Consider the following 22,878-nt stretch of genomic DNA (forward strand, 5'->3'; position numbering starts at 1 on the left):
GACCCCACCCGCACCCCACGACTCGGCGGACGCGCCCGCTTCGACATCGCCGCATGACCTGGCTCCGGCGAGTGGCCGCCGCGTGACGGTCCGCGTGACCCGGCTCCGGCGAGCGGTCGTCGACTGGCCAGCACGCCGCGCTCCGGAGAGCGTTCGCGGCGCGGCGTGTCCGTCGGCAGGGAACGGCGGAGCAGCACCGTGATCTTGTATTCACTTCTTTTCGGAGGATCCCGGCCACTGACCGCAAAGTTGTTTACCTAACGTTCCTGCTTTCGCCGCTCCCCGGCTGGAACGGCTCCCTAGCGTCGTCTCAGCGCCGGTGCGGTGCGTCGTAGATACACACGTGGAAGAGGATGAAGTGAAGAGACAGATCGCAGGAGTGTGCACGCTCGCGGCCGTGGCCGCCGCCGTCGCATTCCCCCTCACGGCGGCGAACGCCGCCGAGGAGCTCGCGGCACCGACATTCAGTCACGACGGCGGCCGATTCACCGAGTCGAAGACCGTCACGCTCACCGCGCCACAGGGCGCGCAGATCAGGTACACGCTCGACGGATCGACGCCGACCGCGAAGAGCCCGCTCTACAAGAAGCCACTGGTCATCGACGAGACGACGAACCTCGCCGCGGTCTCGATCAAGGGCGGCGCGACCTCGCCCGCCGAGATCGAGGGCTACATCATCAAGACCGATGAGAAGCCGCTCACCTCGTTCTTCGTGATGAGCGACGTGCATACGTCGGCGCTCACAGAGAAGAACCGGGGCATCTGGAAGAGCCACTTCGACACCCTCGCGTCGATCAACCCCGACCCGGATCTGATCATCTCCAACGGCGACCAGATCAACGACAACAACAACAACACCGCGCCCGATCACCAGGTCGTGAAGACGATCTTCGACGAGAATATCGACCGCCTCGGACTCGATGACACCCCGATCCTGATGTCGCACGGCAACCACGACGTGGGCAACGCCGACATGGCGAAGTACTACGGCGACTGGTTCCCGAACGCGACCGGCGGCTACTACGAGAAGACGATCGACGGCCAGACGTTCCTCGTGATCGACACCGAGCGCTACTCGGGCGCACAGCGCACCTGGCTCCAGGGCCGCCTCGCCGCGCTCTCCGCCGAGCCGGATGCCCTCAACACCCCGATCTTCGTCGTCGGCCACCGCCCGACCGCCAACACGGTCTATGACGGAGCGCAGGCCTCGAACGCCACCCTCACCGCCGACCTCTCCGGATACCCGCAGGCGGTCTACTTCTCGGGTCACTCGCACCTGCACCTGAACGACGAGCGCTCCATCTGGCAGGGCGGCTTCACGGCCGTGAACGACGGATCCATGTCGTACACCGAGACCCCGCACGACGCGTATCAGATCTACGGCAACGCCCTCTGGGACGAGTTCACGATCCCCACGGCGCAGGCCCTGTACGTCGAGGTATACGCCGACCGCACCGAGATCGACCGCATCAACTTCGCCGCCGACGAGGATCGCACCTACACGAACGGCGCCTGGGGTGCGTACCAGGCCGGTTACCCCTTCGCCAGCGCCGGCACGCTCGCAGGTCCGACCTGGACGGTCCGCCTCGACGGCACGACGCCCGAGGAGGTGCGCGCCAACTTCGACCACACCGCGGCCGCCCGTGACAACGTCGCACCGGTTCAGCAGGGTGCGCCCGAGCACACCGTGACCGCATCCGGCGCCGACATCCTCCGAGTGCCCGCTGCGACCGACGACGAGTCCGTCTACGGCTATGACGTGCGGGTCCGCGACGCGGCCACCGGCGTCGAGGCGCTGCCGATCCGCGCCGGCGCGAAGGTGCTCGCCGACTTCCAGATCGCGCCGCGCCCGAGCGTCCTCGAGATCCCGCTCGCGATCCGCAACGGACGCCAGGCCGACGCCCCGCTCATCACCCTCACCAAGGGGACGAGTTACATCGCCGAGGTCACCGCCGTCGACATGTACGGCAACCGCTCGGAGAAGACGACGGTCTCGTTCGTCGCCGGACAGGTGCCCGACACCACCCGCCCGCAGGTGACGCTCGTCAGTCCGACCACGGCCGGTCCGTCGAAGGCCATCGACATCCGCGTCGACGCGACCGACGAGGTGGGACTTGCCCGCATCGTCGCGAACATCTACCAGGGAGGCACGCTCGTCAAGAGCACGCAGTCCAAGGCCACCGGCACCACCGGCTCGCACGTCGCGACCGTGACGCTCCCCGACGGGGCGTACACGATCAAGTACAACGCGCAGGACGCCGCGGGCAACATCTCGAAGACCTCGACGTTCGATCTCACCGTCGACGCCACGGCCCCCACCGTGACCGTCAAGACCGGCGACTCGTTCACCGTCGGCGATGCAGCGGGCTACGACAAAGTCAGCTTCAAGCTCCACGACGCCGGCAAGATCGACCGGCTCGAGCTCAACGGCGTCGGGAAGGACCTCTCGAACAACGCCTGGTCCGACCTCAACTTCGTGAAGCCGGGAACGTTCGGAGGCGTCAAGGGCGAGAACACCCTCCTCGTCCACGACGTCGCCGGCAACGTCACGACCGTCGAGTTCGTGCTGCGCTGATCGATCGACGCGAAGCCCCGCGGGTGTTCCGCGGGGCTTCGTGCGTCAACCGGTCTTGTCGGCATCAACCGCGTCCGGCATCAACCTCGTCCGGCTCCCACCGCAGCAGATCCCCCGGCTGGCACTCCAGTACCGCGCACAGAGCGTCCAACGTCGTGAAGCGCACCGCCTTCGCGCGCCCGTTCTTCAGAACCGCGAGGTTGGTCGGCGTGATCCCGATCCGCGCGGCCAGCTCGCCGACGCTCATCTTCCGTCGCGCCATCATCACGTCGATGTCGACCACCACCGGCATCAGATCACCTCGTCGTCGAGCTCGGAGCGCAGCGCTCGCGCCTCGGCCTCGCGGTCGATCGCCTGTCGCAGCAACGCCTTCATGACGACCACGAGCAGTGCCATCCCGGCGAGCACGACCCCGGCGCCGCCGATCAGCGCCACGACCCCCGGCGCCGTCGCCCCCGGCGCGAGCAGTGCAGCCAGGATCCACGTGAGCACCGCGGCGACGAGGATCGCGCCGATGATCACGTCGACGTAGCGGAACGACGACTCCGAGAAGATCGACCCGCGCCGCACCCTCGTCAGCAGCATCCACACGCACACCCCGAACACCTGCAGCGTGCCGACGCCCAGCACCACGAGCGACACCAGCACGATCCGGCCCCACAGCTCCTCCTCGGCGAGGTCGAGCCACAGCAGCGGCACGATGAGCGCCTGCACCGCCACCGAACCCAGCAGCGCCACCGCGATCACGATGCGCAGAACGACGATCGTCGTCTTCCCCATGCCCACTCCTTCATCGAAGAACAACAGGAATCTATCGTTATTCGTTCGATGGAGCAAGCCGAGGGGCGGGCGGAGTGAGGGCGGGGCCGGTGCCGCCGGGCGGTCGTGTCAGGACCGCGACGGAACGGTCAGTGCCGCCGCACGGCGCGACGGATGCGGCGAACCGCCCGCCCCGCAGCATCCTTGAATCCGCCGCCCGGCCACTCGCGGTGCAGCTCCACCGTGCCGCCCTCGCCCACCGCGACCGTGCAGCTGCGCCCCGCCAGGATCGGCGAGCGGCCGACGCGATCGAGCACCGTGGGATCGGCCTCGAGGGGCACGTCGAATGTCCACCCCGCCCGGCGGACCTTGACGCTGAGAGGGCCGCCTCGGGACTCGTCCGTGCGCTCGAACGCGCGAACCGGATCGATCGAGACGGCGACGGCGGAGAGGTCGCGGGGACGGCGGCCGGAGAGGACGCGCTCGGTGCCGGGCCCGTCGCGGAGGATCAGATCCACACGATCGTTGCGAAGCTCGCGATCCACGACCAGAAGATTCGCGGGGAGCCCTTCGAGAGACGACAGGGGCAGCGACGTCAGCCGCGTGATCTTCTTGGCGCCGGGGGACGTCGCCGCGGGAGTGCCCGCGCCGGCGGTGCTCGCGTCGGTGCCGCTCACGCCGACGTTCCGCGCACCGGGAGCAGGTGCATCCGAGCGGGATGTCTCGAACACCAGCGCATCCTTCCCGCCCTGCGTGATGTCGATGCGAAGCGTGAGGTGCAGCCCGCCGCCCCGCGACCAGTGCGCGGCTGTCACGGTCGCGCGGCACTCCAGGCCCGCCTCGAACTCGGCCAGACGCACCAGGTCGTCACGACGATCGGCCCGCAGCAGTGCCGCGCGGATCCGGTTCGCGACCCCGAGACCGGCATCCACGCCCGGCCCGAACCGCCGCTGCGTCAGCGGGACCACGACATCCAGCAGGCGGTCGCGATACTCGTCGGGGTAGTTGACCATGCGCCGTCCCGCGATGCGCTTGAGGATCTTGCCGCGGAACCAGTGCCGCAGCAGTCGATCGCGCAGGCGTCCCGGCTCGGTGTGCGCCTCGACGATGTCGAGCACGGTCTCCAGGTGCGGGAAGTAGGTCTCCGGCTCGATCCGCGCGGAGCTCGCGCTGCCCGGCTGCTTCACCCAGGCGTAGCAGGGCTCGCTCGCGAGGATCGAGATCGTCGACGCGGCGAAGTACGCCTGCATCACGAACATGTGATCCTCCAGCCGCACACGCCCCTCGGGGAAGCGGATGTCGTTCGCGCGCAGGAACGCCGTGCGGAACATCTTGTGCGGTGTGAGCATCTCGAGCAGCGGATCGGTGCCCAGCGTCGCCCGGGGGATGTCCTTGCGGAAGATCCGGCTCGGCAGTGGGCGGCCGATCCCCACCTCCTTGCCGACGATGACGTCGGACGCGTTCGCGTCCGCGTAGTCGCACAGCTTCTCGAGCGCGCCGTCGAACAGGTAGTCGTCCTGGTCGACGAACTGCACGTACTTCCCTCGGGCCGCATCGATGCCGTGGTTGCGCGGCATTCCGGGCCACCCGGAGTGCTCCAGCGAGAGCACCCGCACGTTCGGACGTGTGCGGGCGATGGCGGCCAGGCGCTCACCGGTCGGCTCGCCCGAGCCGTCATCGCACAGCAGTACCTCGAACGCGCCGGGGTCGAGTGTCTGCCGATCCAGCGATGCGATGAGGTCATCGAACGATGGCCCCGGCCGGAACACCGGCACCACGACGCTCACGCGGATGCTGTTCCCGCGACTGCTGCTCTCCGGCTGAATGCTCTGTGACAAAACGTCTCACTCCCCCAAGTCCGACAATCTCCCGAGCTAAACACGAGTTCCTGTGGGGGTCACCAGGCTTGCGCTTCGCGGGCGGGTATGCAGAACTGCGCAGTGGCCCCGGCAGTGATCCGGCAGCCACGGCAGTGCCCCGGAGGGGTCCGGCGCGGAAAGCCGTCCGACTCAGGATGCGATGCGGCGAGCCGGGGCGTCGTCCGTGCGGGAACCGACCTCGGCCCAGACCGCATCCAGCGAGATCTCGAGCACGCCGGCGATCGCCGCGATCGTCGAGAAGGCGGGGGTGGCCACGCGTCCGGACTCGATCTTGCGCAGGGTCTCGGGGGAGATGCCGGCGTCGAGCGCGATGCTCAGCATCGACCGCTCGCCGCGGGCTCGACGCAGCAGGGCGCCCAGGCGCTCGCCCCGCTCGAGCTCGGCGGGGGTGAGCGGCATCCGGACCATCATGACGCCCATACTAATACCGGGATAGTATTACCGGGATAGTTATTGGTACCAACGGAGAGAGGGCCCATGATCGAGATCCTGAACGCCGACGAGCTCGTGCGCGCGAGGGCGGCCGGCGCGCTCGTCGGCGACATCCTGCAGACGTTGAAATCCCTCGCCGACGTCGGCGTGAACTTGCTCGACCTCGACCGCAGCGCGAAGCAGCTGATCGAGGATGCCGGCGCCGACTCCTGCTACGTCGACTACGCACCCTCGTTCGGCCGTGGTCCGTTCGGGCACTACGTGTGCACCGCCGTGAACGATGCCGTGCTGCACGGCATGCCCCACGACTACGCACTCCGGCCGGGAGACCTGCTCACTCTCGACCTGGCCGTCACCCTGCGTGGCGTCTCGGCCGATGCGGCCATCAGCTTCGTTGTCGGAGGCAACCCGGCGGCAGGGGACGTCGCGATGATCGCGGCGACCGAGCGTGCGCTCGCCGCCGGCATCGCCGCCGCTCGCCCTGGTGCCCGCACCGGCGACCTGTCGCACGCGATCGGCACGGTGCTGCACGATGCCGGCTACCCCATCAACCTCGAGTTCGGCGGCCACGGCATCGGCTCCACCATGCACCAGGACCCGCACATCGCGAACGACGGCCGGCCCGGCCGCGGGTACACACTGCGCCCGGGACTCCTGCTCGCGCTCGAACCCTGGATCATGGCCGACACCGATGTGCTGCGCACCGACGATGACGGCTGGACCCTGCGGAGCGCCACCGGATGCCGTACCGCGCACACCGAGCACACGATCGCGATCACCGCGGACGGTGCCGAGATCCTGACGCTGCCGAGGTTCTGACGCTGCCCGCGCGCTGACGGGAGTTCACGAAACTCACACCCCACCTTCAGCATGAACGACATATCGTTGAGTATCGTTCAACCCCAGCAGGAGGTCATCATGAACAACGCATTCCCCTCCAACCCGTTCGGCGGCAACAGCGGCTCCGGGAACAACGGCGGCCCCGGCAGCCTCTTCGGCGGCGCCGGCTTCGGCACGGGCCCCGGCGGTCCGGCATCCGCGATCTTCGAGGCGATGGACCAGCTCCGCAAGTCGTTCGAGCCCCGCCCGTCCGGCGGCTCGCGCATGGCCCGCGGCGATGTGCGCACGGCCGTGCTCTCCCTGCTCGCCGAGAAGCCGATGCACGGCTACCAGATCATCAACGAGATCGCCGAGCGCAGCGGTGGAACCTGGAAGCCCAGCGCTGGTTCCGTGTACCCGACGCTGCAGCTGCTCGCCGATGAAGGACTCATCGAAGCCGAGGAGCAGAACGGCCGCAAGACCTACTCGCTCACCGAGGCCGGCCGTGCGGTCGCCGACGAGAGCTCCGAGACCCCGGCTCCCTGGGAGTCGTCGGGCAAGGACGGCAACCGCGACAACGCCCGCTTCAGCGCCCTGCCCAAGGCGGGCGTCGACCTCGCCGCCGCGGCAGCGCAGGTCGGTCGCAGTGGTTCGCCCGAGCAGGTGCAGCAGACCATCGAGATCCTCGACGAGGCCCGCCGTAGGCTGTACTCGATCCTCGCGCAGGACTGACCGCACAGTGCGGCATCGGGTGAGGGCCTGCGAGAGGACCATGCGATGACGGATGCCGCGGCACAGGGCGCGCACCGCGCCAGGTACCGCCGCATCGTGTCGTTCGCGGGCCGCGAGTTCCTGAAGATCTGGTGGTTCGAGCTCGTCCTCCCGCGTTTCGGCATGAGCCGGATCTCCGAGCGCACACGAGGGCAGCGGATGCAGACGTTCGCGCGTCGCTTCCATGCGCTCGCGGTGGAGCTCGGCGGCCTCATGATCAAGGTCGGGCAGTTCATGTCGTCGCGCCTCGACGTGCTGCCGCCCGAGATCACGAAAGAGCTCGAGGGCCTGCAGGACGAGGTTCCGGCCGTGCCGACCGCGGCCATCCGCGCGCTCGCCGAAGCCGAACTCGGCATCCCGCTCGAGCGCGCGTACGCGTGGTTCGACGACACCCCGGTCGCGGCGGCATCCCTCGGCCAGGTGCATCGGGCCCGGCTCTCCGAGCTCGACGCCGCCGACACCGGCCTCGACCAGGTCGTGGTCAAGGTGCAGCGTCCGGGCATCGACGGGATCGTCGCGGTGGACCTCGCCGCACTCCGTCGGGTCGCGCGCTGGCTGACCCGTGTGCGCATCGTCGCCGATCGTGTCGACGCCCCCGCGCTCGTGGAGGAGTTCGCCGCGACCAGCCTCGAGGAGATCGACTACCTGCACGAGGCCGCGAGCGCCGAGCGGTTCCGCGAGAACTTCGCCGATGACCCGCGCGTGGCCGCTCCGGAGATCGTGTGGGAGCGGTCGACTCGCCGCGTGCTCACCCTCTCCGACGTCACCGCGATCAAGATCAACGACACGGATGCGCTGCGTGCCGCCGGCATCGACCCGTCCGAGGTGGCCGCCGTATTCGCCGAGGTCATGTTCGACCAGGTGTTCACGCACAGCTTCGTGCACGCCGACCCGCACCCCGGCAACATCTTCGTGACGCCCGTCGCCTCGGTGCCCGGGGGATTCCAGCTCACGTTCATCGACTTCGGGATGATGGCCGAGGTGCCGGACAGCCTCCGCGATGGGCTGCGCACCCTCCTCATCGCGGTCGCCGGGCGCGACAGCCGCGGTCTCGTCGCCGCCGCGCAGGAGATCGGTGTGCTGCTCCCTTCGGCCGACACCAATGAGCTCGAACGAGCCCTGACCGCGCTGTTCGCCCGCTTCGGCGGCATGGGATTCGCCGAGCTGAGCAAGGTCGATCCGCGGGAGTTCCGCGACTTCGCCGAGGAGTTCGGCGACATGGTGCGCTCGCTCCCGCTGCAGCTGCCCGAGAACATGCTCCTGCTCATCCGCGCGGTCTCGCTGACGTCGGGCATGTGCAGCGGACTCGATCCGGCGTTCAACGTGTGGGATGCCGCCGAGCCCTACGCCGGCCGGCTGCTGCGCGACGAGAGCGGCAACATCGTGCAGGCCTTCGCGACGCAGGCGATGGACACGATGAGCACCACCTGGCAGCTGCCCGGACGCATCGACCGGATCATCACCCGCATCGACGACGGCAATGTGTCGTTCGACACCTCGCGTCTGGAGCGGCGCCTCGACCGTCTCGAGGGCATCGCGCGCCGCATCGCCTCGGGCGTGCTGTTCGCGGCGATGCTCGTCGGCGGGGCACTGCTCGTCCCCTCGCTGCCGCCGCTGGGCATCACCCTGATCTGCGTCTCGGCCCTGCCGCTGCTGCACTCCGTGTTCGCCGGCGTCGGTCGCCGCGGCCCGCGCTAGTCGCGGCACGCCCGGGCGGGAAGCGTCGCCGCTGGATTCCGGCCGTGGGATCAGGCGATCGCGCGGCATCAGGCAGTTTGCGACAGAAACCGCCTGATTCCGCGTGACGGCCTGATCCGGCACGCCCGGGAAACGCGGCATCCACACGGGTGGCCTCGGTTTTCGCACCCACGCATCGGTATATCGCGTGACAGGATGGTGTGCCATGGAGACCCCTGACGAGAAGCTGCCCGCACGCTCCGCAGGAAGCACCCCCCAGCGCCCGCGTACGGATGCCGTCGGCACGGGCGTGAACCGCCTCCCGGCCAAGGCCACCGAGGCCGCCAAGAAGATCGTCCGCGACATCGCCGCCGTCCCGCCGCGCAGCGTGCACCCGGCCCTCGTGCCCGGCGTCTCGGTCGAGGAGACCGGCCGCACCTACCGCACCGACCCGCTCGTGTTCGGCGTCGCGGTCGCCCTCACCGTGGCCTTCATCGCCTGGGGTGTCTTCGCCGGCGACAACCTCTCCGGCACCACCACGGCCGTGCTCGGCTGGGTGGTGGAGTACTTCGGGTTCTTCTTCACGACCATCGCCACGGTCATCCTCGTGTTCATGCTGTTCGTCGGTTTCAGCCGCTACGGGCGCATCCCTCTCGGCCGCGACGACGAAGAGCCCGAGTACTCGATGTTCTCGTGGATCTCGATGCTGTTCGCCGCCGGCATGGGCATCGGCCTGGTGTTCTGGGGTGCGGCCGAGCCGCTGACCTTCTTCGAGAACCCGCCGCCGGGAACCGTCGAGGCGAACACCCTCGATGCGATGCACACGGCGCAGACCCAGGTGCTGTACCACTGGGGTCCGCAGGCCTGGGCGTTCTACGCACTCGTCGGCGGCGCCATCGCCTACGGCGCCTACCGCCGCGGACGCACCCCGCTCATCTCCTCGATCTTCGCCCCTCTGCTTGGTGAGGGCCGCACGACCGGACCCCTCGGCCGCACGATCGACATCTTCTCGATCATCGTCACGCTGTTCGGAACCGCGGCATCCCTGGGCCTCGGCGCCCTGCAGATCGGGCACGGCGTCGAGATCGTCAGCGGCGCCGGTCCGCTCGGCAACGGCATCCTCATCGCGGTCATCGCCGTGCTCACCGCGTGCTTCATCGCCTCGGCGGTCTCGGGCGTCTCCAAGGGCATCCGGGCGCTGTCGAACATCAACGCCGTCGTCGCCCTGCTGCTGGCGTTCTTCGTGTTCTTCGTCGGACCGACGCTGCTCATCCTCAACGTGATCCCGTCGGTCGCCGTGCAGTTCATCGGGGACCTGCCGCAGATGATCGGCCGCTCGGCGTCGCAGGGCGAGGCGGCGCAGACGTTCCTGTCGAGCTGGACGATCTTCTACTGGGCGTGGTGGATCTCGTGGTCGCCGTTCGTCGGCATGTTCATCGCGAAGATCTCGCGCGGCCGGAGCCTGCGCCAGTTCGTGTCCGTGGTCATCGTGGTGCCCTCGGTCATCTCGCTCATCTGGTTCGCGATCTTCGGCACCACGGCGATCCAGCAGCAGATGGACGGTGCGAACCTCGCCGTCGACCCGCCGGAGGAAGTGCTGTTCGGCGTGCTCGCGAACCTGCCGTTCGGACTCATCACGAGCATCGTGCTCATCCTGCTGATCGCGATCTTCTTCGTCACCGGCGCGGATTCCGCCTCCCTCGTGATGGGCACCCTCTCGCAGCAGGGTCGCCCGGAGCCCGCACGTTGGGTCGCGGTCGTCTGGGGCGTGCTGGTCGGTGTGATCGCGGCCGTGCTGCTCGTCACCGGCGAGGAGGGGAGCGGCCTCAAGTCGCTGCAGAACGTGACGATCATCGCCGCGCTGCCGTTCGCGATCATCATGGGGTTCATGATGATCGCGTTCATGAAGGATCTGCGGCGGGATCCGCTGATCCTGCGCGACCGCTACGCCCGGGCCGCCGTGCGCCACAGCGTCATGTCGGGACTCGAGGAATACGGCGACGACTTCGCGCTCGTGCCCGTCGAGTACGACCACTCCGAGGACGACCTTGCCTGGATCGACGAGTCGACCGTCGACGACAGCCTCGCCGAGGTCTACGAGGCAGCCACCGAGGCGATCGACATCATCCCGCCGGCTCAGGTGGATGCCGTGGTCGACGCGGCGGCGACGGTGGATGCAGCGCCGGATGCAGCGGCGGATGAGCCGGAGCGGCCCCGCGCGGACTGATCCGCTCGCGAGGCGCGCGTGAGATCAGGCGATCCTGCGAGAACAGGCGGATTCATCGCGGATTGGCCTGAATCGGCGGGATCGCCTGATCTGGCGAAGGTCTGCGCCCGCGGGAGTCGTGATTCCCCGGCGCTAGGAGTTCTCAGCCGTGCGGGTGATGCGCGATGCCATGCTGGCGAAGATCAGTCCGTGGAAGGGCAGCACGGCGAGCCAGTACAGGCGTCCGGTGAGCCCGCGCGGGAAGAAGATCGCCCGCTGCTCGTAGCGCGCGCCCGCGGCTTCGGGGAGTGCGCGCAGCTCGAGCCAGGCCTCACCGGGCACCTTCATCTCGGCGCGGAGGCGCAGCAGCCCACCGCTCGCCGGCGAGGACTCGGTCGCAGCTCCCGGCTCTTCGACCGCTTCGACGCGCCAGAAGTCGATCGCGTCGCCCACGCGGGCGACGGTCTGGCTGCGGCGACCCCGTCGCAGTCCCACGCCGCCGACCACGCGGTCCATCAGCCCGCGCACCGCCCACAGGAACCGTGACGAGTACCACCCGTTCGTGCCGCCGATGCCCAGGATCACCGGCCACAGCCGGTCGACGGATGCCGAGGTGACGAGCGTGCGGGCGTCGGTGAAGACGGTGCGACCCGCCCAGTCCGGGTCGCTCGGCAGCGGATCGCTGGGAGCGCCCGAGACCTCGGAATCCTGCCAGCTGGTCTCGATCGCGTCGGCGTCGACCCGGCCGAGCGCCAGGTCGACGGCTCGCCGATACGGCGTCAGGCCGCCCTCCGGCTGCGGGATCAGCTCGTCGACCGCGTGGTCCTTCATGATGCACTCGTTCTGCAGCGAAGCGACGAGTGGCCGAGCGATCGAGCGCGGCACGGGCGTCACGAGGTTCACCCAGTGCGAGGCGAGCCCCGGCGTGAGCACCGGCAGCGCGGCGATGGCCCGCTGGGGGAGACCGGCCTCGACCGCATAGCCGTTCATCATCTGTCCGTAGCGCAGCACGTCGGGCCCGCCGATGTCGACCGCGCGGTTCACGTCGGCGTCGACCCGGGCCGCGCCGAGCAGATAGTGCAGCACGTCGCGCACGGCGATCGGCTGGATGCGGTTGCGCACCCACTTCGGCGCCGGCATGTACGGCAGCACATCGGTGAGGTGGCGGATCATCTCGAACGAGGCCGACCCCGACCCGATCACGACGCCCGCCTGCAGCACGAGCGTCGGCACGCCGGACTGCACGAAGATCTCGCCCACGCGCACGCGGGACCGCAGATGGGGTGACAGCTTCACGTCATCCGGATGCAGCCCGCCGAGGTACACGATGCGCCGCACACCCGCGCGAGCCGCGGCCTCGGCCACCGTCGTCGCCGCGCGCTCGTCGCTCTCCTCGAAGCCCTTGCCGGCGGTCATCGAGTGGATCAGGTAGTACACGACGTCGACGTCGTCCATGGCTGCGGCCACGGCATCCGCATCGTCGGCCGATCCCTCGACGATCTCGCAGTCGGGACCCCAGGGGAACGACGCCGCGCGGGCGGCGTCGCGCGCCAGCACTCGCACCCGGTAGCCGGCGTTCAGCAGCCGCGGGGTCAGTCGCCCGCCGACATATCCAGTCGCGCCCAGCACGAGCGCGCGCGGCGCCGATCCGTCGTCGCGGGGGACGGCGCGCAGCGCCTCTTCGCGGCCGGTGGGCTGGGTGAGTTGAGCCATGGGTCGAGAGTACGACCGACACGGGGTGATGGGGACGGGGTTGTGGCGAGGAGCGCGGGCGGATATGGAGTGCGCGCCGTGCCATTACGATCGTAGACATGGCTTCAATCGAATCGATTCGACGAACGGCTCCGGACCGGGCGTCCCGGCGCGCGCGTATCGCCGTCTCCGCCCTGTTCCTGACCAACGGGGCGCTGTTCGCGAACATCCTGCCCCGCTACCCGGAGATCAAGGCCGGGCTCGGGCTCGACAACCTCGGCTACGGCTTCGCGATCGCCGCCTTCCCCGCGGGAGCCATCGCCGCCGGCCTTCTCGCGGCCGTGCTCATCCGTCGGTTCGGCTCGGCGCGCATCGCCGTGATCGGCACCGTGCTCACGAGCATCGGCCTGCTGTCGGCCGCGCTCGCGCCCTCGGGCGTGCTGTTCGCTGTGGCGCTGTTCCTCGGCGGAGCATCCGACGCGATCACGGATGTCGCCCAGAACGCGCACGGCCTCCGCGTGCAGCGGCGCTACGGGCGGTCGATCATCAACGGCTTCCATGCGATCTGGTCGATCGGCGCCGTGATCGGCGGGGCGATGGCTGCCGTCGCGATCGCCCTGCAGCTGCCCCTGGGCGTGCACCTCGGCATCTCGACCGCCGTGTTCGCGACCGTCGCCCTCGTGGCCCTGCGGTTCTGCCTCCCCGGCCGCGACGACGAGTCCGAGCCGGATGCCGCCGCCGAGCCGACTGAGGTGACGGGGGCGCTGCGTCGTCACGTGACCCCGCGCACCGTGATCGCGATCATCGCGCTCACCCTCATCGCGATGGCCGGAGCCGTCGCCGAAGATGCGGGCAACTCCTGGGCGACCCTGTACCTCGCCGACTCGCTGGGGGCCGCCGCGGCGATCGCCCCGCTCGGCTTCATCGCCCTGGTCGGCGCGCAGTTCATCGGACGGATGCTCGGCGACCCGCTCACAGACCGGTTCGGACAGCGCTGGGTCGCACGGGTGGGCGGCATCATCGCGGCGGTGGGCATGACGCTCGCGCTCGCCTTCCCGACCGTTCCGGGCACGATCCTCGGATTCGCGGCGGTCGGCTTCGGCATCGCGACCCTCATCCCCGCGGCGATGCATGCCGCCGACGAGCTGCCGGGGCTGCGGGCGGGCGTCGGACTCACGGTCGTGTCGTGGCTGCTGCGCCTCGGGTTCCTGCTGTCGCCGCCGTTCGTCGGGTACATCGCCGAGACCCAGAGCCTGCGCGCCGGGCTGCTCGTCGCCCCGGTCGCCGCCCTCGTCGCCGTGCTGCTCGCCGGGTTCCTGGAGAAGCGCCGCCCGCGGGACTAGCCGCCGGCATCCGTCCCGTCCCGGCTTGTCCCGTCCCGGCGTCCGCCCGTCCTGTCCTGTCCCGGCATCCGGCATCCGGCATCCGCCCGTCCCGTCCTGTCCCGGTACAGATGTCGGACGGATGCACGGATGCAGGACGGATCTGCGGCGTTTCGTCCTGCATCTGCGAAATCTCCCGACAAGTGGACGGATGCCGAGACGGATGCCGCACATCTGCAACCCGGGGGTTGCGTCACGCTGACCAGTGTGCAACTCTGGAGTTGCAGTTGGTCGACCGGCCAGCGCGAAACCCGGAAAGGACCCATCATGGTGAACATGACCCACAACGAGGCATCCGTCGTCGACGAGGAGACCTTCTCGATCCGGCGCAGCATCCAGATCGCGGCACCCGTCGAGAAGGTGTGGCGAGCGGTGGCCGAGCCCGAGCACGTCTCCCGCTGGTTCGGGCGCACCGTGCTCGACGGCACCGGTGTCGGGGCGACCGGCACGATGACGTTCCCGGACTACGACGTGATCCCGCTGCGGGTCGAGGAGTACGACGAGCCGCGGCGCATCAGCTACCGCTGGAACAACGACGACGCCCTCGGCAAGCTCCCGGATGCGATCGATGAGGCGACCTCGACCGTCTTCACCTTCACGCTCGAAGAGGCCGACGGCGGCACCAGGCTCACGGTCGTCGAGAGCGGCTTCGAGCGCACGTCCGACCCGCGTGCCAACCTCGAGTCGCACCGCACAGGCTGGGACCTGGAGCTCGACAAGATGGTCGCTCTGGTGGAAGGCGAAGCGTGACCACAGAGACCCTGCTGCCCATGTTCGCGGCGCTCGCGGACGAGACGCGCTGGAGCATCCTGACGGCTCTCGGTGAGGGGGATGCTTCGGCATCCGCCCTCGCCGGGCGCCTTCCGGTGTCGCGACAGGCCATCGCGAAGCACCTCGCCGTGCTGCAGGAGGTCGGCCTGGTCGAACCCGTGCGTGTCGGTCGGGAAGTGCGCTTCCGGGTCGTCGGCGCCGAGCTCTCCGCCACCGCGACGAAGCTCGACGTGATCGGGCGCGAGTGGGACCGCCGCCTCGCCGCGATCAAGGAGATCGCGGAAGGCCTGTAGGCCTCACTCCGCCTCGGGCGCCGCCTGGTCGCGGATCACGTCGCGCAGCTCCTCGTCGAGGTCGGATGCCTCTTCGATCGCAGCGGTCATCCCGGCGAGGAACCGCGTGACGACGGCCCGCTCCTGGTCGGAGAGTTCGTCGACGAGGGTGAGCATGCGGTGATGCATCGCCCCGAGCGTGGCACGCACCTCTTCGTCGCTGCTCACGGTCGGCACGACGACTCCGGCCCGCCGGTCGGTGGGATGCGCCTCGCGGCGGACGTGGCCGCCCTTCTCGAGGCGGTCGATGAGCGTGGTCGTCGAGGCGGTCGAGATGTTGAGCATCCGGGCGATGTCGATCGCTCGCACGATCCGGCCGGCGCGCTGCTCGCGCAGGAGGAATCGCAGCGCCATGAGGTCGGTCTCGTTCATGCCCATCGAGATGCGGGTGCGCTCGCGCATCGCGGTCTCCGCTGCCCGGTAGCGGCGCAGCATGTTCAGCACGTCGATGGTGCTCGCGCTCTTGCCGTCGGGGTACCAGTATCCCGAGCGGGCGTAGTCCTGAGGCTCGGCCATCATGCCACTCCCTCTTCATCGCTGAGGGCACGTGACGTGCTGAGTTCGAGCATCTCGGTCGCGCCGGTCGCCACCTCGGCGGGGACGACGAGGAGGAACCCGCCGGTGATGGCGTCGTTCTCGGCCTCGATGATGCGCGCGATGCGATCCCGCGATACGGCGGGGAACCGCGTGTGGAGGTGATCCAGCAGATCGGCGAAGCCGATGTACCGCTCGTCCTTGAGGTCTATGGGCTCGACCATGACGTCCCTTCTCATCGTGATTCCATCCTCTCATCGCCGGAAGGGCCTGATGGTCGGTCGATTTTGCTAGACGATCCGGTAATCAGACGATCGAGGTAACATGGGCCGCCGGGGAAAGGCGAAGGTGTGATGGGGACGAAGCTGGAGATCGCGACGGCGCAACTCGCGCGCGAAGTCGAAGCTCTGCGCCGCGTGGACGCCAGGCTCGGACGCCGCCTCGCTGCGGAGCGCCAGCCCAACGAGACCGATCGCGCCGCCATGGGGTTCATCGCAGATGCGCCGGCCGACCGACCGGTCACGCCCGGCGATCTCGCCGCGCATCTGGGTGTGAGCACCGCAGCGGTCACCGCCCTGATCCGTCGGCTCACTGCGCGCGGGCATGTCGTCGTCTCCGTGCACCCGGACGACGCGCGGTCGAAGATCCTGCGCACCTCGCTGCGCGACCTGCATTCCCCCGCGGACGAGATCTCCCGGCGGGTGGCAGGCATCGAGAGCGAGTTCACGCCGGAGCAGCTCTCCGTGATCTCTCGGTTCCTCCGACGCCTCAGGGAGGAAATCTCCGACCTCGCCGAGTCGTCTCCGCGCTAGTACCGGCATCCAGGAGCCTCAGTCTCCGGAAGCCTCATCCCATTGGAGAGGCCTCAAAACTCTCGGCTACCATTTAGCTAGTTAAACTAGTAATCTAATCGTCGAAGTTACTTCTCGAGGAGGTGCCATGGGTCAGCTCAGCTACGCCAGTGAATCGCAGATCGTGGAGGTCGACGATCGGGTGCTCGCGCACCTGCGGCTCGTCACCGTCACCAAGTTGCGACGCGGAGAGTCGTTTCCGCTCACACTGCGCACACCGCGTGCGGCGACCGAGACGCTGTGGATGCATGCGTCGATCCCGGTCCGCTTCACGCTCGATGAGGAGATCGAGCTCGAGCGGCCGCTGCTGGTGAAGATGATGGCCGCGGCGAGCACGGCCGGGGGACTGGACCTCACCGACATCGACTTCTCGCCGCTGTCGTCCGCGTTCCCGTCGATGCACGCGGTGGCCTGACTTCAGACTCGCCTCCTCCGCCGGCGCATCCTGGGCAAAGCGGTGCGGCCCGCGGGCGGGAGGTGCACAGCGACGTTTCGGGGGGTACGTCGCTGTGGATGGCATCCGGTCACCGGGAATCGGGTCCCGGGACCGGATGCCATTCGATCAGAGAGCGGTGTATCCGCCGTCGACCAGGTGGTAGCTGCCGGTGACGAAGCTCGCGGCATCGCTGGCGAGGAACACGATGAGGTTCGCGACCTCGTCGGCCTGGCCCAGGCGTCCGATCGGGTGCTTCGACACCAGGAAGTCCTTCGCTTCTTCGCCCATGGTCGCCAACAGCGGGGTGTCGATGAAGCCGGGGCCCACCGAGTTCACGCGCACACCCTGCGCCGAGTACTCGAGCGCGGCCGACTTGGTCATGCCGACCACGCCGTGCTTGGCCGTGACGTAGGCGGGCGATCCGGCGAAGCCGACGCTGCCGAGGATCGAGGCGATGTTCACGACGGATCCGCCGCCGTTCGCGAGGATCGACGGGATCTGCGCCTTCATGTTGCGGAACACCGCGTTGAGGTTGATCGCGATGACCTTGTCCCAGGCCTCGTCCTCGTACTCCGCGGTGGGGGCGGAAGCGCCGCCGATGCCGGCATTGTTGACGCCGATGCGGAGCGGCGCGAGGGAGTTCGCGAGTTCGATCGAGGAGGCGATCCAGGCCGCATCCGTCGCATCGCCGACCGAGGCCTCCGCGATGCCGCCCGCCGCGCGGATCTCCTCGACGACCGCGTTCGCGTGCTCGGCGTTCAGGTCGTTGACCACGACGGATGCGCCGTTTTTCGCCAGCAGGAGGGCGGTCGAGCGTCCGATTCCGCTGCCTGCTCCCGTCACGATCGCCGAGCGGTTCGAGACGTCGTACTGAGCCACGAGGGACTCCACTTCCGGGCGGGCACGGTGCCGGGAGATCTTCTCGGACGGTCCGTCCTTCTCTCCAGCCTACGCCTGAATATCGGTGATGGATTCATGTGAATGGATGCGTCTGGTCACGGGGTGGTGGGCGCATAGGTGGGGAAGATCGTGAGGGAGTTGTTCCCGAGGTTCGGCTCGTCGACGCCGGGCGGGGACATGACGATCACGGTGTAGGGGTTCGCATCCGGGACCCACTCTCCGTCTCTGACGATGCCGAACGACGGCAGGAGAAGAACCTTGTCGAACTCGAACGGCAGGATGAAGGTCACTGTCTGCACGCTTCCCTGAACGTCCGACGAGATCGGTTGGGCGGGACCGTTGTTGAAGATCTCCAGAACGAGATCGCCGAGAAGCCTCGTGTCGAAACTGACCTGCACCGTCGCCCCCGGCGGGAGCATGACGCGTTCCCCGCGGTCCTCGACCAGGACGTCGAACTGCGAAGGGAGCTGCAGGGTGAACGCCTGCAGGCCATCGGGGCTCGTCGCGCCGATCTCGCTGCCTTCGGGTCCCGAGAAGACGATGATGTCGAAGATGGGCGTACTGGCCGCGGCCAGGGGTGTGCCCAGTGCGACGGCGACGACGGGCAGAGACCAGGCTGAAGCCCTGAGGATCGTGCGGCGGGTGGTGCCAGGCGAGGTGTTCTCGGCGGGTTCGGACATGGTGCACTCCTCCGGATGCGTGGCGCAAGTCCCCCCTGCGCTTTTGCGTCCACGGTAGACCCGGCGCCCCGAATAGTCGACAGGTCCGGCCGGTTCTCCCCGCGTTGAGGTCTGCCCGTGCGATCGCCTCACCGGATCGCGCCTGCGGTTGACTCGGTGCGGACGCGCGCGACTGCTAGACGATCTCGCTCACCAACTGCTCGATGCGCGCCTTGATCTCGTCCCGGATGGGCCGGACCGCGTCGATGCCCTGACCGGCCGGGTCGTCGAGCTTCCAGTCTTCATAGCGCTTGCCGGGGAAGAACGGGCAGGCGTCGCCGCAGCCCATCGTGATGACGACATCGGATGCCTGCACGGCCTCGGTCGTCAGCACCTTGGGCTGCTCGGCGGTGATGTCGATGCCGAGCTCGCCCATCGCCGCGACGGCGATCGGGTTGATCTGGTCGGCGGGCATGGAGCCGGCGGAGCGGACCTCGATGCGGTCGCCGGCGATGTCGCGGAGGAATCCGGCGGCCATCTGCGACCGTCCCGCGTTGTGCACGCAGACGAAGAGCACGGAGGGCTTGGTGGTCGTGTCGGTCATGGCTGCTCCTTCGGAGAAGTGTGGTCAGGGAGAAGGTCGTCGACGAGTGCGCGTACGCGCCCGGCGATGTCGTCGCGGATGGCTTCGACGCCCTCGCGTGAGGCGAGGGCTGGGTCGCCGACCGCCCAGTCGTCGTAGCGGACGCCGGGGATGATGGGGCAGACGTCGCCGCAGCCCATGGTGATGACGACATCGGCCGCGCGCACGGCGTCGTCGGTGAGGGGCTTCGGGAAACGCTCGGCGGCGGCATCGCCCTCGATCTCGGCGAGCAGCGAGCGGACGTGCGGGTGGACGACGTCGGCGGGGTTCGACCCTGCCGAGCGTGCGATGACCTTGCCGGCGGCCAGCGTGTTCACGAGCGCGGCGGCGAGTTGCGAACGCCCGGCGTTTGCGACGCAGACGAACAGCACCTGGGGCACGGAAGTGTCGCGGTCACGGGTGAGATCGGCGAGGCGCTGGCGGGCGAAGCGCTCGGTCAGGGGAACGAGCGCCGAGGTGACGCGGGCGCTCCGTGCAAGTGCGGTGTACGACTCGCGGACGGTGGTGAGCACGACGTCGTGATCGAGCTCGGGTACCTCTGCGGCGAGCTCATCCGCAAGACGGGTGACCCGGGCGTCGAAGTCGGGCCGTCGCTGATCGTCGTCAGTGGAGGCACTCCATGGCGCGACCGAGGCGGGAGCGAACGAATCGAGCAGAGCCGTGACGGCGCGGCGTCGGGACGGGTTGATCCGGTACCAGACCCAGGTTCCCCGGCGCTCCGAGGTGAGGACGTCGACGTCTTTCAGCACCTTGAGGTGGTGGGAGACCGTGGGCTGGGAGACCTCGGCGAGCTCGGCCAAGTCGCAGACGCACGACTCTCCGCGCGGGTCCGAGGCGATGGCCGACAGCATCCGCAGCCGCAGCGGATCCGACAGCGCCTTCAGCGTTGACGCCACGGACGAGGCTGCCTCCAGCCCGATGGCATGGGTGGCGACGGGGCTGCAGGTGTCATCCGTGGTGGTCAGCGTGACGTTCATGACGGCATCCTCTCGGCGGTGTACGGGGCGGCGGTGTACGGATCGGTGTGGAACCAGTGGCGGGCCGCCCAGAGTGAGACGTAGACGAGTCCGACGAGGACGGGCACCTCGATGAGCGGGCCGACGACCCCCGCGAGAGCCTGACCGGACGTCGCGCCGAAGGTGCCGATGGCGACGGCGATGGCGAGTTCGAAGTTGTTGCCGGCGGCGGTGAATGCGAGTGTCGTCGATCGCGCGTAACCGAGCCCGAGCGCCTTGCCGGTGAAGAGGCCGATGAACCACATGATCGCGAAGTACGCCAGCAGTGGCAGCGCGATCCGCGCGACGTCCCACGGTCGGCTCGTGACCTGCTCGCCCTGCAGGGCGAACAGCAGTGCGATCGTGAACAGCAGGCCGTAGAGCGCCCAGGGTCCGATCCTCGGCAGGAAGCTCTCCTCGTACCAGTCGCGTCCCTTCGTGCGCTCGCCGATGAATCGCGAGGCGAAACCGGCGACGAGGGGGATGCCGAGGAAGATCACGACGTTCAGTGCGATCTGCCCGATCGAGATGTCCAGCCCCTGCGCGTCGAGACCGAGCCAGCCGGGAACGACCGTGAGGTAAAACCAGCCGAGCAGCGAGAAGGCGATCACCTGGAAGACCGAGTTGATGGCGACGAGCACCGCCGCCGCCTCGCGGTCGCCGCACGCGAGGTCGTTCCAGATGACGACCATGGCGATGCAGCGCGCGAGCCCGACGATGATGAGGCCGGTGCGGTACTCCGGCAGGTCGGGGAGGAGCGCCCACGCGAGGACGAACATCAACGCCGGGCCGACGAGCCAGTTGAGCACCAGCGACGAGGCGAGCAGCCTCTTGTCTCCCGTGACGGCGGCGACCCTGTCGTAGCGGACCTTCGCGAGCACCGGGTACATCATCACCAGCAGGCCGAGCGCGATGGGGATCGAGATCCCACCGACCTCGAGGCTCGCCAGAAGTCCAGAGACCCCCGGGATGAACCGCCCGATGAGGATGCCGCCGACCATGGCCAGACCGATCCAGAGCGGCAGCCATCGGTCGAGGTTCGACAGGCGGCGTGCGGGCGGAGCGGCGGTAGGAGTGGTTCCCGTGCTCGCGAGGCCTTGAATCGACATGTGTCTATATTGACATCCATCGATATCGAGGGCAACCGACCTGGGCGGAGTTCACCCGATGGTCACCTGTGTCGCGATCAGCCCACCGTGACCGGGCGCGCGCCGATCTGCAGGACGGAAGGCGCAGCGCAGCAGCTGCCCGCGGTGTCGTCGAACCCACCGGCCCCGCCGCACACGCCGGTGTCCGGAAGGCTCAGCTCGTTGCGGCCCGCTGCCTCGTGATCGCCGACGAGATGAGCGGCGACGCTGCGGACCTGCTCGTAGCCGGTCAGGGCGAGGAACGTCGGGGCGCGTCCGTACGACTTCGCGCCGACGATGAAGAACCCGGGTTCGGGCTGCGCGAGCTCCCGCGCTCCGGTCGCCCCCACCGATCCGCAGGAGTGGATGTTCGGGTCGATCTCGGAGGCGATGCCCGCGACGGCTTCGAGCGCGGGGTCGAGGTCGATCCGCAGCTCTCGCAGCATCCCGGTGTCGGGGCGGAAGCCGGTGAGCGCGAACACGTGCGCGACGGCAGCCACCTCGCGCCCGTCTTCGGCGACGACCGCCAGGCCGTCGTCGCCGTTGCGGAACTCGGCGACGCGGAACCCCGTCACCAGCTCCACGACTCCCTCGTCGATCACCTTCCGTGCGCGGGAGCCGAGTGCGGCGCGCTCGGGAAGCTCGTCCCCGATGCCGCCACCGAAGACGTTGGCGGCGCTGCCTCGGCGCAGCAGCCAGGTCACGCGCGTTCCCGGAGCCCGGCGCGCCAACTCGCTCAGTCGCAACACGGCATGTGTGGCGGAGTGCCCGGCCCCCACGACGACGACGTGCGAGCCGGCGAGCTCGGACACGTCGGCCGGGATCCGGTACGAGATCCGATCGGATGCTGCGGCCTCGCCGAGCGCCGGGAAGCCGTCGGCCCCCGCAGGGTTCGGGAGGTCCCAGGTGCCGCTGGCATCGACGACGGCGCGGGCGAGGAGGCGGCCCTCATCGCCGTAGGCATCGACGGTGTGCACGACGAACGGCTGGCTCTTGCGTCCGCCGTCGACGACCTTGTCCCGACCCTGGCGCGCGACGCCGGTGACCGTGGTCGCGTAGCGGATCCGCTCGCCGAGCGCATCGGCGAGAGGCGCCAGATACTCGCTCACCCACTCCGCGGCGGTCGGGTAGCCCGACGCGGGTGCGTTCCATTCGGTCGGCTCGAGCAGGCGGCGCGCCGCAGCGTCAGTGAGCTCCGGCCATGCCGAGAACAGGCGCACGTGCCCCCAGTCGGCGACCGCGGCCGCCGCTCCATCCCCGCGTTCGACCACGATCACGTTCTCGTCGCGTTCGACGAGGTGCGCAGCTGCGGCGAGACCCTGCGGGCCTGCTCCGATGACGACGACGGGAAGCTCGGACATCACATCTCCTCAGATCGAAAAACTTCAATATGACGACTGTCGCCCATCTATTGAAGATTGTCAATACGTGTCAGAA

The 22,878-nt window shown here is 68.9% G+C and carries 23 protein-coding genes; 10 read left to right on the plus strand and 13 right to left on the minus strand.

Annotation, left to right across the window (positions count from 1 at the left end; translation table 11 throughout):
• Window positions 1-358 precede the first annotated feature (358 nt).
• Complete coding sequence (locus DW298_RS11590; protein WP_136042631.1) at window positions 359-2,575, plus strand: chitobiase/beta-hexosaminidase C-terminal domain-containing protein; 2,217 nt, start codon at window positions 359-361, stop codon at window positions 2,573-2,575.
• A gap of 64 nt (window positions 2,576-2,639) precedes the next feature.
• On the opposite strand, the gene DW298_RS11595 is transcribed toward DW298_RS11590, so the two are convergent.
• From DW298_RS11595 to DW298_RS11610, 4 genes are all read right to left on the minus strand, one after another.
• Window positions 2,640-2,867: a helix-turn-helix transcriptional regulator gene (locus DW298_RS11595; RefSeq protein WP_136042632.1), complete on the minus strand. Its 228-nt coding sequence runs from the start codon at window positions 2,865-2,867 to the stop codon at window positions 2,640-2,642.
• Window positions 2,867-3,355 carry a DUF2975 domain-containing protein gene (locus tag DW298_RS11600; protein WP_136042633.1) on the minus strand — a complete coding sequence of 163 codons (489 nt, stop codon included), beginning with the start codon at window positions 3,353-3,355 and terminating at the stop codon, window positions 2,867-2,869. Before DW298_RS11600 ends, DW298_RS11595 begins: the two co-directional genes overlap by 1 nt.
• A gap of 128 nt (window positions 3,356-3,483) precedes the next feature.
• Window positions 3,484-5,121: a glycosyltransferase family A protein gene (locus DW298_RS11605; RefSeq protein WP_168429536.1), complete on the minus strand. Its 1,638-nt coding sequence runs from the start codon at window positions 5,119-5,121 to the stop codon at window positions 3,484-3,486.
• 222 nt (window positions 5,122-5,343) lie between these two features.
• Window positions 5,344-5,622: a helix-turn-helix transcriptional regulator gene (locus DW298_RS11610; protein ID WP_136042683.1), complete on the minus strand. Its 279-nt coding sequence runs from the start codon at window positions 5,620-5,622 to the stop codon at window positions 5,344-5,346.
• A gap of 69 nt (window positions 5,623-5,691) precedes the next feature.
• Between DW298_RS11610 and map the strand changes: the two genes are divergently transcribed.
• The 4 genes from map to DW298_RS11630 all read left to right on the plus strand — a co-directional run bounded on the left by map (window position 5,692) and on the right by DW298_RS11630 (window position 11,140).
• A complete protein-coding gene (gene map / locus DW298_RS11615) occupies window positions 5,692-6,465 on the plus strand; it encodes a type I methionyl aminopeptidase (protein ID WP_136042635.1) in 774 nt (257 codons plus the stop codon).
• Between the two features lie 99 nt (window positions 6,466-6,564).
• On the plus strand, window positions 6,565-7,197 hold the full coding sequence (locus DW298_RS11620; RefSeq protein WP_136042636.1) for a PadR family transcriptional regulator: 633 nt from the start codon (window positions 6,565-6,567) through the stop codon (window positions 7,195-7,197).
• A gap of 45 nt (window positions 7,198-7,242) precedes the next feature.
• Window positions 7,243-8,934, plus strand: coding sequence for an AarF/UbiB family protein (locus DW298_RS11625; protein ID WP_136042637.1), 1,692 nt, complete (start codon window positions 7,243-7,245; stop codon window positions 8,932-8,934).
• A gap of 205 nt (window positions 8,935-9,139) precedes the next feature.
• Complete coding sequence (locus DW298_RS11630) at window positions 9,140-11,140, plus strand: BCCT family transporter (RefSeq protein WP_136042638.1); 2,001 nt, start codon at window positions 9,140-9,142, stop codon at window positions 11,138-11,140.
• 132 nt (window positions 11,141-11,272) lie between these two features.
• Here the strand turns inward: DW298_RS11630 and DW298_RS11635 are convergent, their stop codons facing one another.
• Entirely contained in the window at window positions 11,273-12,832 is a 1,560-nt protein-coding gene (locus DW298_RS11635; RefSeq protein ID WP_136042639.1) for an SDR family oxidoreductase, read from the minus strand.
• A 98-nt stretch (window positions 12,833-12,930) separates the two neighbouring features.
• On the opposite strand from DW298_RS11635, the gene DW298_RS11640 reads away from it, so the two are divergent.
• From DW298_RS11640 to DW298_RS11650, 3 genes are all read left to right on the plus strand, one after another.
• Entirely contained in the window at window positions 12,931-14,154 is a 1,224-nt protein-coding gene (locus DW298_RS11640; protein ID WP_136042640.1) for an MFS transporter, read from the plus strand.
• Between the two features lie 306 nt (window positions 14,155-14,460).
• Window positions 14,461-14,943, plus strand: a complete 483-nt coding sequence (locus tag DW298_RS11645) for an SRPBCC family protein (RefSeq protein WP_136042641.1) — start codon at window positions 14,461-14,463, stop codon at window positions 14,941-14,943.
• Window positions 14,940-15,257 carry a metalloregulator ArsR/SmtB family transcription factor gene (locus DW298_RS11650; protein WP_342589075.1) on the plus strand — a complete coding sequence of 106 codons (318 nt, stop codon included), beginning with the start codon at window positions 14,940-14,942 and terminating at the stop codon, window positions 15,255-15,257. The genes DW298_RS11645 and DW298_RS11650 overlap by 4 nt, the downstream gene beginning before the upstream one ends.
• 3 nt (window positions 15,258-15,260) lie before the next feature.
• Here DW298_RS11650 and DW298_RS11655 read toward each other — a convergent pair whose 3' ends face one another.
• Together DW298_RS11655 and DW298_RS11660 are read right to left on the minus strand one after the other, a co-directional pair.
• Window positions 15,261-15,812 carry a MarR family transcriptional regulator gene (locus DW298_RS11655; protein WP_136042685.1) on the minus strand — a complete coding sequence of 184 codons (552 nt, stop codon included), beginning with the start codon at window positions 15,810-15,812 and terminating at the stop codon, window positions 15,261-15,263.
• A complete protein-coding gene (locus DW298_RS11660) occupies window positions 15,812-16,054 on the minus strand; it encodes a hypothetical protein (protein ID WP_136042642.1) in 243 nt (80 codons plus the stop codon). Before DW298_RS11660 ends, DW298_RS11655 begins: the two co-directional genes overlap by 1 nt.
• 129 nt (window positions 16,055-16,183) lie before the next feature.
• Between DW298_RS11660 and DW298_RS11665 the strand changes: the two genes are divergently transcribed.
• On the plus strand, window positions 16,184-16,642 hold the full coding sequence (locus DW298_RS11665) for a MarR family transcriptional regulator (RefSeq protein WP_136042643.1): 459 nt from the start codon (window positions 16,184-16,186) through the stop codon (window positions 16,640-16,642).
• Between the two features lie 127 nt (window positions 16,643-16,769).
• Entirely contained in the window at window positions 16,770-17,096 is a 327-nt protein-coding gene (locus DW298_RS11670) for a hypothetical protein (protein ID WP_136042644.1), read from the plus strand.
• Between the two features lie 147 nt (window positions 17,097-17,243).
• Here the strand turns inward: DW298_RS11670 and DW298_RS11675 are convergent, their stop codons facing one another.
• From DW298_RS11675 to DW298_RS11700, 6 genes are all read right to left on the minus strand, one after another.
• Window positions 17,244-17,996, minus strand: a complete 753-nt coding sequence (locus tag DW298_RS11675; RefSeq protein WP_136042645.1) for an SDR family NAD(P)-dependent oxidoreductase — start codon at window positions 17,994-17,996, stop codon at window positions 17,244-17,246.
• A 116-nt stretch (window positions 17,997-18,112) separates the two neighbouring features.
• On the minus strand, window positions 18,113-18,697 hold the full coding sequence (locus tag DW298_RS11680) for a hypothetical protein (RefSeq protein WP_136042646.1): 585 nt from the start codon (window positions 18,695-18,697) through the stop codon (window positions 18,113-18,115).
• Between the two features lie 175 nt (window positions 18,698-18,872).
• Window positions 18,873-19,280, minus strand: a complete 408-nt coding sequence (locus DW298_RS11685) for an arsenate reductase ArsC (RefSeq protein ID WP_136042647.1) — start codon at window positions 19,278-19,280, stop codon at window positions 18,873-18,875.
• Entirely contained in the window at window positions 19,277-20,296 is a 1,020-nt protein-coding gene (locus tag DW298_RS11690; protein WP_136042648.1) for a metalloregulator ArsR/SmtB family transcription factor, read from the minus strand. Before DW298_RS11690 ends, DW298_RS11685 begins: the two co-directional genes overlap by 4 nt.
• Entirely contained in the window at window positions 20,293-21,423 is a 1,131-nt protein-coding gene (arsB, locus tag DW298_RS11695; protein ID WP_136042649.1) for an ACR3 family arsenite efflux transporter, read from the minus strand. Before arsB ends, DW298_RS11690 begins: the two co-directional genes overlap by 4 nt.
• Window positions 21,424-21,500: 77 nt before the next feature.
• Window positions 21,501-22,802 (minus strand): FAD-dependent oxidoreductase, encoded by a 1,302-nt coding sequence (locus DW298_RS11700; RefSeq protein WP_136042650.1) that lies wholly within the window; start codon window positions 22,800-22,802, stop codon window positions 21,501-21,503.
• Window positions 22,803-22,878 lie beyond the last annotated feature (76 nt).

Source organism: Microbacterium sp. A20 (assembly GCF_004794515.1).
Classification (GTDB): domain Bacteria; phylum Actinomycetota; class Actinomycetes; order Actinomycetales; family Microbacteriaceae; genus Microbacterium.

Excerpts from the sequence above, each read along its gene's own strand:
- DW298_RS11595 (WP_136042632.1), bottom strand. The coding sequence starts at position 2,867 with ATGCCGGTGGTGGTCGACATCGACGTGATGATGGCGCGACGGAAGATG.
- DW298_RS11600 (WP_136042633.1), bottom strand. The coding sequence starts at position 3,355 with ATGGGGAAGACGACGATCGTCGTTCTGCGCATCGTGATCGCGGTGGCG.
- DW298_RS11610 (WP_136042683.1), bottom strand. The coding sequence starts at position 5,622 with ATGGTCCGGATGCCGCTCACCCCCGCCGAGCTCGAGCGGGGCGAGCGC.
- map (WP_136042635.1), top strand. The coding sequence starts at position 5,692 with ATGATCGAGATCCTGAACGCCGACGAGCTCGTGCGCGCGAGGGCGGCC.
- DW298_RS11620 (WP_136042636.1), top strand. The coding sequence starts at position 6,565 with ATGAACAACGCATTCCCCTCCAACCCGTTCGGCGGCAACAGCGGCTCC.
- DW298_RS11625 (WP_136042637.1), top strand. The coding sequence starts at position 7,243 with ATGACGGATGCCGCGGCACAGGGCGCGCACCGCGCCAGGTACCGCCGC.
- DW298_RS11630 (WP_136042638.1), top strand. The coding sequence starts at position 9,140 with ATGGAGACCCCTGACGAGAAGCTGCCCGCACGCTCCGCAGGAAGCACC.
- DW298_RS11635 (WP_136042639.1), bottom strand. The coding sequence starts at position 12,832 with ATGGCTCAACTCACCCAGCCCACCGGCCGCGAAGAGGCGCTGCGCGCC.
- DW298_RS11640 (WP_136042640.1), top strand. The coding sequence starts at position 12,931 with ATGGCTTCAATCGAATCGATTCGACGAACGGCTCCGGACCGGGCGTCC.
- DW298_RS11645 (WP_136042641.1), top strand. The coding sequence starts at position 14,461 with ATGGTGAACATGACCCACAACGAGGCATCCGTCGTCGACGAGGAGACC.
- DW298_RS11655 (WP_136042685.1), bottom strand. The coding sequence starts at position 15,812 with ATGGCCGAGCCTCAGGACTACGCCCGCTCGGGATACTGGTACCCCGAC.
- DW298_RS11660 (WP_136042642.1), bottom strand. The coding sequence starts at position 16,054 with ATGGTCGAGCCCATAGACCTCAAGGACGAGCGGTACATCGGCTTCGCC.
- DW298_RS11665 (WP_136042643.1), top strand. The coding sequence starts at position 16,184 with ATGGGGACGAAGCTGGAGATCGCGACGGCGCAACTCGCGCGCGAAGTC.
- DW298_RS11670 (WP_136042644.1), top strand. The coding sequence starts at position 16,770 with ATGGGTCAGCTCAGCTACGCCAGTGAATCGCAGATCGTGGAGGTCGAC.
- DW298_RS11680 (WP_136042646.1), bottom strand. The coding sequence starts at position 18,697 with ATGTCCGAACCCGCCGAGAACACCTCGCCTGGCACCACCCGCCGCACG.
- DW298_RS11685 (WP_136042647.1), bottom strand. The coding sequence starts at position 19,280 with ATGACCGACACGACCACCAAGCCCTCCGTGCTCTTCGTCTGCGTGCAC.
- DW298_RS11690 (WP_136042648.1), bottom strand. The coding sequence starts at position 20,296 with ATGAACGTCACGCTGACCACCACGGATGACACCTGCAGCCCCGTCGCC.
- arsB (WP_136042649.1), bottom strand. The coding sequence starts at position 21,423 with ATGTCGATTCAAGGCCTCGCGAGCACGGGAACCACTCCTACCGCCGCT.
- DW298_RS11700 (WP_136042650.1), bottom strand. The coding sequence starts at position 22,802 with ATGTCCGAGCTTCCCGTCGTCGTCATCGGAGCAGGCCCGCAGGGTCTC.